7 protein-coding genes are annotated in these 12,016 nt (G+C 57.6%); all 7 read left to right on the top strand.

What is annotated here, in order from left to right:
* The first annotated feature begins 2 nt into the window (after positions 1–2).
* A complete protein-coding gene (locus OSC30_RS13420; protein WP_267172374.1) occupies positions 3–674 on the top strand; it encodes a PilX N-terminal domain-containing pilus assembly protein in 672 nt (223 codons plus the stop codon).
* 20 nt (positions 675–694) lie between these two features.
* Positions 695–6,169 (top strand): pilus assembly protein, encoded by a 5,475-nt coding sequence (locus OSC30_RS13415; protein WP_267172373.1) that lies wholly within the window; start codon positions 695–697, stop codon positions 6,167–6,169.
* Positions 6,150–6,596: a type IV pilin protein gene (locus OSC30_RS13410; protein ID WP_323374217.1), complete on the top strand. Its 447-nt coding sequence runs from the start codon at positions 6,150–6,152 to the stop codon at positions 6,594–6,596. The genes OSC30_RS13415 and OSC30_RS13410 overlap by 20 nt, the downstream gene beginning before the upstream one ends.
* On the top strand, positions 6,581–7,027 hold the full coding sequence (locus OSC30_RS13405) for a DUF4124 domain-containing protein (RefSeq protein ID WP_267172372.1): 447 nt from the start codon (positions 6,581–6,583) through the stop codon (positions 7,025–7,027). The genes OSC30_RS13410 and OSC30_RS13405 overlap by 16 nt, the downstream gene beginning before the upstream one ends.
* A complete protein-coding gene (locus OSC30_RS13400) occupies positions 7,024–7,608 on the top strand; it encodes a GspH/FimT family pseudopilin (RefSeq protein ID WP_267172371.1) in 585 nt (194 codons plus the stop codon). The genes OSC30_RS13405 and OSC30_RS13400 overlap by 4 nt, the downstream gene beginning before the upstream one ends.
* A gap of 169 nt (positions 7,609–7,777) precedes the next feature.
* Positions 7,778–8,752 carry a tyrosine-type recombinase/integrase gene (locus OSC30_RS13395; RefSeq protein ID WP_267172370.1) on the top strand — a complete coding sequence of 325 codons (975 nt, stop codon included), beginning with the start codon at positions 7,778–7,780 and terminating at the stop codon, positions 8,750–8,752.
* A 1,503-nt stretch (positions 8,753–10,255) separates the two neighbouring features.
* Positions 10,256–11,731: a DEAD/DEAH box helicase gene (locus tag OSC30_RS13390; RefSeq protein WP_267172369.1), complete on the top strand. Its 1,476-nt coding sequence runs from the start codon at positions 10,256–10,258 to the stop codon at positions 11,729–11,731.
* Positions 11,732–12,016: the final 285 nt, after the last annotated feature.

The following is a 12,016-nucleotide window of genomic DNA, read 5'->3' as shown; positions in this document are numbered from 1 at the left end:
ACATGACCACGATCCGATCCGGCCAGCGCGGCATCGCACTTTTCGTCGGCCTGGTGTTCCTCGTAGTGTTGTCGCTGGTGGCAGTGATCGCCATGCGCGGCACCCTGATGGAAATGCGCCTGGTCACCAATGTGGCACGCCACCAACAGGCCTTTGAGACGTCCGAGACCCTGCGTGCGGTGCCCATCGCGCTGTTCGACGAGCACGTGTTCCAGCGCGGCTGGCCCGAGCAGCTTGGCGGTACGTTGCCTGACGACGACTTCGATTTCGGACTTACCGACGACATGCTGACCGTGGTCAAGGACGGCCTGCAGACGAACTGCTCCAGCGAAGTCGACCTTTTCTACGGCAACCTCGAGCCGGCCTGCGGCGGGATGGCCGCGGAAAACCGCTATGACACCACCAGCTGGCATCCGGACGCGGTCCTGTCCATGTGCGATGTCACCAGCAGCAGTTGCTCGCGCAACGTGTCGGCCACGGTATCGATCGTGCCCGACGGTACTGTGCTGGCCGAAGGTTCCGGTGGTGCCCAGGCGGCCGGCTACCGCGGTATCGGCGGCGGCGCCGCGGCCGGCGGCGGCAGCATGTATTTCGAAGTGATGAGCGTCGGCACCGTGCCGGGCGACGGCCGCGCCGTCACCATGGCCCAGTACCGCCAATCGATCCGCAACTAAAAGCAACAGGGAACCTTCCCATGCGAACCTTCCACGCGTCCTTGCGCACGATCGCAGCGCTGTCCCTGATCACGCTGGTTGCAGGCGTCGGTGTGATTCCTGCCGCGCGCGCGGGCACCACCGTCGGCATCGGACTGGATGCACCACTTTCCACCACGACCGACGGGAAAGCGGCCACGGCGGATAACTACACCGCCTATCCGCTGCTCAACGTCGGTGCCGTGCCGCCGCTGGTCATGCTGGTGATGTCCCGCGACGAGCAGCTGTACATCAAGGCCTACACCGACTACACCGACCTCAACGGTGACGGCGTGGTCGATACCACCTACCAGGATGGCTTCGATTACTCCGGCTACTTCGACGCCAATCTCTGCTACGGCTACGGCAGTGGCGTATTCAAGGCCGCCGCCAAGGCGACCGACGACAACGGCAATGGCAAGGCCCACGAGTGCGATGGCTCGAGCTGGAGTGGCAACTTCCTCAACTGGGCTGCGATGAGCCGCATCGACGTATTGCGCCTGGTGCTTTACGGCGGCAACCGCTCCACGGATGGCAAGGACACCACGGTACTCGAACGGTCCTACATTCCGAGCGACCTGCACGCCTGGGCCAAGGTTTACCTCGGTAGCGACGTCAAGAAATACACCCCTTTCAGCACCACGGACACGGGTGGCAAGGGACTGTCGCTGTGCAACGTTTCGCCGTCCACTGACAGCACGCCGAAGCTGAGGGTGGCAAAGGGCTCCTACACGGAATGGGCTTCGACGGCGCGCGAGCAATGCCGCTGGCGCGAGGATGTCACCGAAAGTGGCGGTGACATCAATCCGTCCGATTCGGCGTCTCGCGATAACGATGGTCTCGGCAACAAGACCTACACCGTGCGCGTGCAGGTGTGCGATGCCGAGTCGAGCTACCGGGAAAGCTTCTGCCGCAAGTACACCGAGACGGCAGCGAGCGGCACCGCGACCGACCACTGGAAGCCGGCTGGCCTGCTGCAACGTTACGGCGAAAACGGCTCCATGCGCTTCGGACTCGTTACCGGCACCTACAGCAAGCCGCGTGCCGGTGGTGTGCTGCGCCGAAACATCGGCCTGTTCGCCGGCAACGGCACCGGCGGCACCTGCGCCTACAACCCGGGCCAGGGTCGGGTCGACGAGGTCAATCTGCAAACGGGACAGTTCTGCAACACGGGCTCGGGCGACGAAGGCATCGTCAACACGCTGAGCCGGTTCCGGATCACCTCCTGGGATCCGAGCAAGGACAATTACAGCGATTGCAGCACCTACGGCATCCTGCAGCGCAAGGTGGATGGTGCGAACGGCCACCTGAAGGATCCGGCCACCGACGGTTACGACTGCAAGGATTCGGGCAATCCGCTCGCGGAGATGTATGCCGAGGCTTTGCGCTACATCGGCGGCGAAAGTGCGGCGACCACCACCTTCAACGTCAGCGATACGAACATCAACGCGGTCAGCGGCCTGCCGCTGGCATCCTGGCTGGATCCCTACCGTGACCCGAAGGACGCGGATGGCAAGGAGACCGGCGGCAACCCGTATTGCGCCAACTGCAGCATCATCGTCATCACCACGGGGCTGAACTCGTTCGACAGCGACCAGATCCCCGACGTCGCGTCCCTGCCGGTGCAAGCGGATGCGGCAACCACACTGGTCGGTACCAACGAGAACCTGGCCGGCGCCGATACCAGTGGTTCGCCACCCAAATACCTGGTCGGCCGCTACGGTGCCCTTACGAGCACCACCTACCAGGACGTCTGCACGCCCTACGAGATCGACGACCTCGCATTGGCCCACGGCATCTGCCCGGACGTGCCCTCGCTGGAAGGCGGTTACCAGATGGCCGGCCTGGCCTACGAGGCCTGGACCAACGACATTCGACCGGACAAGACCGGCACGCAGAAGGTGCAGACCTATGCGATCGCGCTGGCCGAGTCGCTGCCGAGCTTTACCATTCCGGTTTGCGAGACCGGCAACGACATCGACAGCTGCCCGGTCGACTACATCACGATCACGCCGGCATGCCAGGCCAACAACAATGGCAGCGCGGCCTTGGGCAGTGCTTCGGGCTGGCGCAGCTGTTACCTCGGCAACCTGACCGTTGGCCCGAAGACGTCCGCGACGCAAACCAGCAATGGCAAGCCGAAGGTCTATGGTGTTCCGACCAAGGTAATTACCGTCAATGGTCAGCGCCGGCCGGTTCGTGGGAGCTTCGCCATCACGTGGGAGGATTCCCAGTGGGGCAACGACCATGACAACGACGTGGTCGAGATGTTGAGCTTCTGCGTTGGCGCGTATTGTTCGTATGACGGCAACGGAAACGGTCGTGACGATATCTGCGAAGACGTCGGCAGCAACAATGTGTGTAGCAACAAGGGTACGGTGAAGGTCAACGGACAGTTCCTGATTGCACGCGTGCAAGCGCTGTCCGCCTACGCTGGCAACGCCTTGCGTATCGGGTACACGATGGCCGGAGCCGACAACTCCACGGGACAGGCGGCGAAGTTCACTGTACTGCGGCCCGGTGGCAAGGACGGTAGTCTTCTCTTTGGTAGCACGGGCGGCGCAGATAAATGGGACGCGCCGACCGCCGACAAGCTGAGCACAGGCCCGTCCGAACAGCTGCCTCTGCCCAATCCACTGTTCTTCTCGGCCAAGTACGGCGGCTTCGCCGACCAGGACGACAACAAGAAGCCGGATCGCCAGGACTCGCCTGAGTGGGACGCGATCATCAACGATAGTGGCGTGACCGGGCAGGACGGCCTGCCGGACAACTATTTCATGGTGCGTAATCCCGCCCAGTTGCAGGACCGCCTGTCGCGCACGTTTGACGCCATCCTCAAGCGCGCCGGTTCCGGTACCGCCGCGGCGGTGGTGGCCAACAGCGCCAAGGGCGTGGGCCTGGTCTACCAGGCGCTCTACCAGGCCGAGCGCAAGGACTCGAGCGATCGCGCGGCCGATTGGAGCGGCACGCTCAACGGCCTGTGGACCGACAGCTTCGGCCGCCTGCGCGAGAATGGCAACGGCTTCACGAGTGGTGCGGCGGTGCTCGATGGCTACGACGTCGATCCAGTGATCGAGTTCTATTACGACCCGAACGACAACCAGACCAAATTCCATCGCGAGATCATGCCGGCCAACGCCGACGGCTCTTCCGTGACGGTCTTCGACAAGACCGAGGCGAGCATCACCGACCACGGTCTGGACGAATTGAAGACTGTCTGGAGTGCGCAGGACCAGCTGTGGGCCACGGGCTTCGACACGGGCGTGAGCAGCGACCTGACCAGCACCAATCGCAACTACACTACGAACTCCAGCAACGGGCGCTATATCTTCACCTGGATCGACAAAGACCATGACGGCGTGGTCGACAACGGCGAGGAGCAGCCGTTCGTATTCAGCGGAGACAGTGCCGGTAGCGGGTTCTACGGCGCCAAGAGCGGTACGACCTACAGCGGCAATTTCCGGTACCTCAACACCGCCGATCCTGACGTGGCCAAGCGTATCGTCGCGTGGATCCGCGGCTACGAAATCACCGACAAGAGCAGCAAGGGCGTGCCGCTGTGGCGCTCGCGCACCGTCGACTACAACAACGATGGAACGCTGCGCGTCCTGCGCCTGGGCGACATCGTCGACTCGACGCCGGTGGTGGTTGGCACGCCGTCGGAGGCATTCGATCTGTTGTACGGCGACACCAGCTATGGCACGTTCCGCGACCACTACCGCAGTCGTCGCCAGGTCGTCTACGTGGGTGCCAACGACGGCATGCTGCATGCCTTCAATGGCGGCTTCTACAACGCCAGGGAACAGAAGCTGCAGTTGGCGCCTACCGACGGTACGACGGTGACCCAGGATCCGCTGGGTGGCGAGCTCTGGGCGTACGTACCCGGTAACCTGCTCCCGCACCTGCGCTGGTTGGCCGACCCCGACTACAAGCACAACTTCTATGTCGACGGCAGCCCGATCGCGCAGGATGTGAAGATTTTCGGCGAGGGCGACACTGACCACCCGGACGGTTGGGGCACCATCCTCATCGTGCCGTTCCGCTTCGGCGGCGGTCCGATCTCGGTGAATACGGCCACCGACGGTACGTCGGCAACGCAGAACTCGTTCTCCGCCTACGTGGTTCTGGACGTGACCAACCCGGAGAAGAAGCCGGTGCTCTTGGCCGAGCTGACCAATACCGAGTTGTCCGACGGTACGGCCGTTTGCGACAGCGATACCCAGTTGCACGCGCCTTCGTGCGTAAACATCACCAAGGTGGTCGATACCTACACCTCATCCATCCCGGCCGCGGCGATCTTCCGTGACAACACCAGCGGCAGCCCGAACAAGTTCTTCCTGTTCACCGGCTCGGGTACCACCGACAACGGCGGTTCCGGTTCGTCCGAAGGCGGCGATGCCGTGGCGACCACGCAACTGAAGATCCGCGCCTTCGATATGGAGGACCTTGCCAAGGCCTCTGGTTCGACCACGCCGGCCAAGACCTTCGATCTTTCCAACGTTGGCGAAACCGGCGCGGGGCTGAGCAGCTTCGCGGGCGACCTGATCGCCTCGGACTACAACCTCGACGGTCGCTCCGAGGGCCTCTACTTCGGTAGCGTCAAGAACAATGGTGCCAGCGGTTTCGGCGGCTCGCTCTGGAAGCTCAACTTTACCGACGACAAAGGCATGCCCGATCCGGATCCGGACGCCTGGACGCCACAACAGATGCTCTCGGACCTGGACCTGCCGATCACGATCCGGCCCACGGTCGGGCGCAACGATCGCGGCGCGCCGATGGTATTCGTCGGCACCGGCCGTGCCTACACGAGGAAGGATCTGGAGTCGACTGCGCAGCAGAAGATCGTCGGCCTGATCGACACGTCACTGCTATCGACCAGCGACCAGCAGTACAAGATCATGCCGCTGGAAATGGACGACCTGCTCGACGTGACGGACATCGACGTCTACACCGACAATTCGGTGACCGGCGCCGGTACGGATGCCGACGGAAGCGACATCGACACGTTCAACAAGCTCCTCGGCAGTTTCGACTCGGAGACCCGCCTGGGCTGGTTCCTGAAGCTGACGGCGCCGACGGCCAGCGGTGACGCCACCCCGGCCGAGCGGGTGGTCAGTACTCAGAGCCTGCTGGGCGGCGTGCTGCTGACCAGCACGTTCTTTCCCGGTACGGACACCTGTACCGACGTCGGTCGCGGTGCGCTGTACGGCCTCAACTACAAGAGCGGAACGGCCAACCCGGCGCTGCAGTTCTTCGGCACCACTGGCGGCGGGGATGCGAAGGTCGTCAACCGCTCGACCGATCTCGGCCCGGGGCTGCCGGCGCCGCCGAGCCTGCATGTGGGCGAGGGCACCGGCGAGAGGACGTTGACCGCCTGCGTGCAGACGTCCACCGGCGCGATCATCTGTAAGGAGATCACCACCCTCAAGTCGGTACTCAGCAGCGAGGTATCCTGGCATGAACCGCTGGACAAATAAGGGGAGTCTCATGCGCAGGCAACATGGTTTTTCGATGATCGAGATGATGATCGTGCTGGTGATCATGGCGATCCTGGCCTCGATCGCGATCCCGTCCTATCGCAAGTACGGAGTGCGTTCCCACCGCGTGGATGCGCAGCGCGCGCTGACCGACCTGGCGGCCCGGCAGGAACGCTTCCTCTACAGCAACAACGCCTATGCGTCGGATCTGGCGTCGCTGGGCGGCTCCAGTTCCCAGGCGGGCGCCTATTACTCGGTGGGCATCGATCCGGCCAATACGTCGAGCACCACTTTCAAGCTGGTGGCGACCGCGACCGGAACGCAGAAGCGCGACGACGACGCATGCCAGACCTTGAGCCTTGACCAGGCCGGGCGCCAGGGGTCGACCGGCACCGCCGCGAACGACCCGGCATGCTGGGGGCGCTGAGCATGGTTCGCGGCAAGCTAGTGATCGCTTGCATGGCGGCATGCCTGTGCATGACGGCGTCGGCACAGGATGGCAGCTACTACAAGTGGACCGATGCCAACGGTACGGTCCACTTCAGTGCCACGCCGCCGCCAGGGCACAAGGCCGAGGCGCTCAGGATGGATGGGCAGGCGGCTGCCCAGGCCGCGCCGGCGCCACCGTTGCCGCCGGCGCAGCCGACGGATGCCTTGGAGAAGGCGCAGGATGCCTACCGGGAGCGTTCGTGCGAGGCGGCGCGCAGCGACCTGCAGCTACTGCAGCAGGACCGCATGGTGGTCAGCGGCGATAGCCCTGACGCGGCGACCAAACTCGATGCCGAACAGCGCAATCAGGCCAAGCTCCGCGCCAAGCAGCGCGTTTCTCAATTCTGCAAGGCAGGGGACAAACCATGATCGTGCATGCGCTCAGGCCCGCGCGCGGCTTCAGCCTCATCGAGTTGATGGTCGCCATCATCGTGCTGGCCATCCTGACCAGCATCGCGTTGCCCAACTTTCGCGATTTTTCCCGGCGCAACACGGTGACTTCGCAGTCGAACGCGATCCTGGCCGACCTGCAGTACGCTCGCAACGACGCGATCAGCCGCCGCGTCATCACCCAGATCTGCGCCAGTACCGACGGCACCGCCTGTACCGGCAGCAACGAGCTCGAAGGCGGTTGGGTGGTGTATCGCGAGACGGCCCCCGGCCCGACCGCCACGTTTACCTCGGCCGACGAAGTGCAGCGTGTCACCCAGTCCGCCTCGGGCATCAGTATCCGCCTGGTCGACGCGACCGGTGCCGCGGTCAACGAGGTCGGCTTCAACCAGCAGGGCTCGGTGATCGGCGACCAGCCCCTGCATTTCCTGATCTGCGCGATGTCCAAGGGAGACACGGTCGGTGAAAGCACGGACAGCGTCCGTGGGTCGGAACTTCAGCTTTCCGCTTCCGGCCGTCCGTCGATCCGGCCGATCGAGGCTGGCGGTAGTTGCGGCTGATTTCCCCGCTCCGGCGACCAACCACAAAAAACCCGGCGCGAGGCCGGGTTTTTCATAGGCGTGGTGGGCGATGCAAGGATCGAACTTGCGACACCTGCCGTGTGAAGGACTCTGAGAATCAAGGGCTTATCTGCACTGAGGAACTCCCCTTAACTACAGGAGTTCACTCATGGCAACGCTCAGAATGCTCCGTTCCGGTAGCTGGAACGTACAGGTACGCATCAAGGGAGAATCCCCCAGGTCTAAGACGTTCCCCACAAGGGAGCTAGCTGAGGCGTGGGCTACTCAGGCTGAGTCCCTACACAAGCTCTCTAAGCTCACTGAGGCGTCTCAGTGGCCTACGGTGGAGGAACTAGGCATGGCCTATGCCGAAGCCAAGCTAAAGGACAGAGAGAGCTATTGGAAAGCTAGCCTCATGGCTAGGCAGCTAGGGCAAGTGTTCCCCCTCCCCATTAACCAACTAACGCCAAAGATGGTTAATGACTTCAAGCTCTCTAGGCTTAAGCAAGTGAAGAGTGAGACGTGTAGGTGCCAACTAGCGTTCCTCTCCCGCTTCTACAGGTACGCCATAAGGGAGCTTCTCTTAGACGTAACCAATCCTGTAGCGGGCCTAGTTATGCCCCCAGCTAGTAAGCCTAATGACAAGGTGGTGAGTAGGGCAGAGCTAGACGCTCTCCTAGGAAGGCTTAAGCCTATGATGCGAATAATCGTAGAGATAGCTTATGAAACCGCTATGCGTAGGTCAGAGATAATCAAGCTAACTCCCTCTTGTCTCCACTTAGAGGAACGCATAGCAGACGTTATAGACGGTAAGACAGGCACTAGGAACGTACCCCTTACGCATAGGGCTGTAGAGCTTCTAAGAGAGGCTATGGAGCGTTTCCATCTTAAGCTCTTACCTAATGACAGGGTGTTCAACATCAAGCCCCATAGCGTCACCAACGCTGTTAAGAGGGCTAGGGAAAGGCTAGGACTCCCTGACTCTATAAGGCTCCACCAGCTACGCCATACCCGGATTACCAACGTAGCTAGGAAGGGGCTTAACAACGCTCAGATTATGGTTGTTAGCGGACATAGAGACCCTAGGAGCGTAGCCAGATACACCCACCTACAAGCTAAAGATGTTCTCCACCTAATAGACTAACCCCCTCTGTAAGCCCCATAGAAGCCCTGTACGGCCATCGTAGCCTCTCCCTAGTACTCAGGTATTAGTTGGGGGTTAGGTGAGCCTTACAGGGCTTTCTTATGCGTCACTTTTGGACACACAAAGGACAACATGAGGAAAATAGTTTGGAAAGTATTTACCCATATTTGAGGTAGTAGTAGGTAGGTACTACCAGTTTTCCCGTAGTTTTCCCTACTTTCTAGGTAGTAGTAGGTAAGCATTGATCTTTTGTCAGAATAATTTTGAAGGAGTTTTCCCTACTTTTACAGTCAATGTATGTAGGTACGAAATAAGTAGCAACAAGAATGGGGTACTTTTCCCTCTAATCTCGATAGTACATATAGAACACCTAGCAAGAAGCTAGGACGTAACAACCAACAGGAGTAACAACAATGTCACTTATTGACCAACTAATCTCTTCCCCTAGCAAGGGGCTAGACACTCTCTCATCTAAGCTCATCTACATCATCATTAAGAACAATGTAGAAGCTGACGGATGGACAACTATTAGCGTAACTAAGCTAGGTCGTATGACTGGCCTTAGCCTTAACGCTGTAAGACATAACCTAGCTAAGCTTATTAAGCGTAACCTAATTGAGAAGGAACGCTCTAAGGAAGGAGTTACTAAGGCTAGCCGTTATAAGGTGGTGGAGCTATGAGCGTAGATAAGCTATGGGAACAGGCTAAGGCTGAGACGCTAGTTAGCCTATATAAGAATGATCCACTAATTCGACAGAGCTTAGACGCTCAGATGAATAGGGAAACACCTAAGGCTAAGCCTTCTATCGTCACTAGAGACGAACAAGGAAAGGTAACAGGCGTAGAAGGTGGCTCTGTATTGAGCGGTAGACACGCTACGGTTAAGGCTCAGACAGAGCTATGGAACGCTCTAATGGATGAGATGACTAACCCTAACAATAAGAAGAAAGAGGAGACTAACAATGGGGAGTAATTATGTATCGCCTGAGGAACAGGCTTATAGAGATGAGCGTAAGGCTAGGGCTGTAGAGGCTGACTCCTATATTAAGGAGAAGAACTCTAAGCTCATTGGTGAGCCTAAGACGTATATGGGCGTTACCTACCAGCTAAGACAGGATGGTCTATACGTCTGTACTAACCTTCCCAAGAATTGTCAGCTAGGTGAGGTATGGACTTCTGAGCGTATCCTTAGAAAGTCTATTGATGACCTGGGGTTTAGTATTAAGTAGCCCTGTAAGCTCATATAAGCCCCTCTAAAGCATTCTCTCTATTAACCCCTAGGGTTGGTATAGGGGAGAGATTAGAAGGGGCTTAGAGAGCGTTATATTAGTTCCTCTTTATTAGCCTAAGGGCTATAGGCATAACATGGTTATGTGGTGCAAGAGGAACAAGGATTAGGGCGAGAAAATTTTTTCGCCAATCGGGGAGATGGAAAGTCTATTTCTTCCCTAGATATTTCAACATTACATATATGAGTCAGCATAAGCTGGCCACGGAGAAGTCATGTCTAAGATTATTGATGTATTTGCAGGAAACCCCGGCACAGGTAAGACTCAGTTCTTTATTGAGAACCTAGACCCCTCTAAGCGTTATGTCTATGTCTCCCCTACAAGGAAGCTAGCCCTAGAGGTTATGGAGAGGCTAGAGAAGGAAGGCAAGCCCTTTATGCCTATCTTCGCTAGTCAGATTCAGGAGGTGGGTTCTGTCATTAAGACAACGAATGAGCAGCTAGTTAAGAAGCAATCCCCTCTACTTATCATTACGCATAAGTGTCTAGCCTCTATTGACCCTTCCCACCTTAAGGGTTGGGAGCTAGTAGTAGATGAGGCGCTCAAGGTTGAAGCTATTGATAGCTTTCAGATGCTCGGTAAGGAGTTTGAGATTGCTATTGCTCCCTTTGTTGGGGATTGTGCTGAGGATGGGAGCCTCCTCCTCAATGAGGCTATGCAGGCTGACGCTTGGGAGATTCACTTCCAAGGGATTGAGGACGCTAAGAATCGGAAGATTAGAAGTAAGCCTCTCCTAATGGTCCTAGACGCCATCCTAAGCCCCACTAAGTCTGTAACAGCTACCCCCCGTACAGACGCCAAGGGTAAGCCTATGGTCACTGTCTGTATTGAAGGTTATACAGACTTCACTAAGCCCTTTACTCATGCGGAATCAGTAACCCTTATGGGGGCTAACGTAGATCAAGGCTTAGCGGTTCAGCACCTAGAGCGTAGTGGATTCTTTGTTAGGAGAGAGAAGAAGCCCTCCCTAAGAACTAGCTGTCCTATCATCCTCCCCTTGATTAAGGACGCTCCTGGGGCTTATGTGTCTAAGGCTATGCTCCTAACTATGCCTGATGGCACTGTGGCTAAGGAGTGGAACTCAGAATGTTTTGGACAGAAGTGTCTAGACAGAGCCTTAGAGTTCATTGGCAAAGACAAAGCTATCTTTGCTTCCCATGAATGGTGTAAGCCTGTCCTTCCTGAGAATGTAGAAAGAACCCCGTTTGACACTAGGGGTATGAATGAGTGGAGAGACAAACATATCTCCATTCATATGCTCCACGGTAATCCTGCTCCCCATGAACTAGCCCCTATTAACCGTATGCTAGACAAGATGGGTATTCCCCTAGAGGAAGGTAAGCAAGCTCTTAGGTGGCAGAGGGAAGATGATCAGCTCTTACAGTTCGCCTCTAGAACCAAGCTAAGAGACGAAGATTGTAAGGAACCTACTTACCATATCGTTACCAGCTATACCCAAGCTCAGAAGCTTGTAAACGCTCTAGATGGTATTCGTTGCCTCTCTGAGGAACTCCTAGAATACCCTCCTCTGAAGAAGCGTACAGATGCTAGGGCTGAGAGAGAGGCTAAGAATGAGTCTCTAGCGGCACAGGTTCTAGCCCTTAAGGCTAAGGGTTATACGCAAAGGGATATTGCTAGGGAACTCGGCACTAATCAAAGCAAGATTAAGCGCCTACTCAAGCCAGTCTAACTTCTTGTCCCAAACTTACTAGAATATCCTAGTAGAAATGGGACAACCTTGAGTCAAAACCTACTAAAAATATACTTAGTAGAAAATGACTCAAACTCTTGTTCACGTTTGTACTAAAAATATTCTTAGTAGAAAGTGGGGCAAAATTATATCTATGGCGACGTCCCCCCGCCTTTGAGTAGCACATCGGTTTGGAGTCCAATCCCCCATTCGAAGGAGATTGGACGTGAAGAAGCGTTTTTCCGAAGAGCAGATCATCGGCTTCCTGCGTGAGGCGGAAGCCGG

Origin of the sequence: Frateuria hangzhouensis (assembly GCF_026410505.1) — a bacterium.
Classification (GTDB): Bacteria; Pseudomonadota; Gammaproteobacteria; order Xanthomonadales; family Rhodanobacteraceae; genus Frateuria_A; species Frateuria_A hangzhouensis.
The sequence above is the reverse complement of the archived record's forward strand: the minus strand, read 5'-3'. Positions and strand labels throughout refer to the sequence as shown.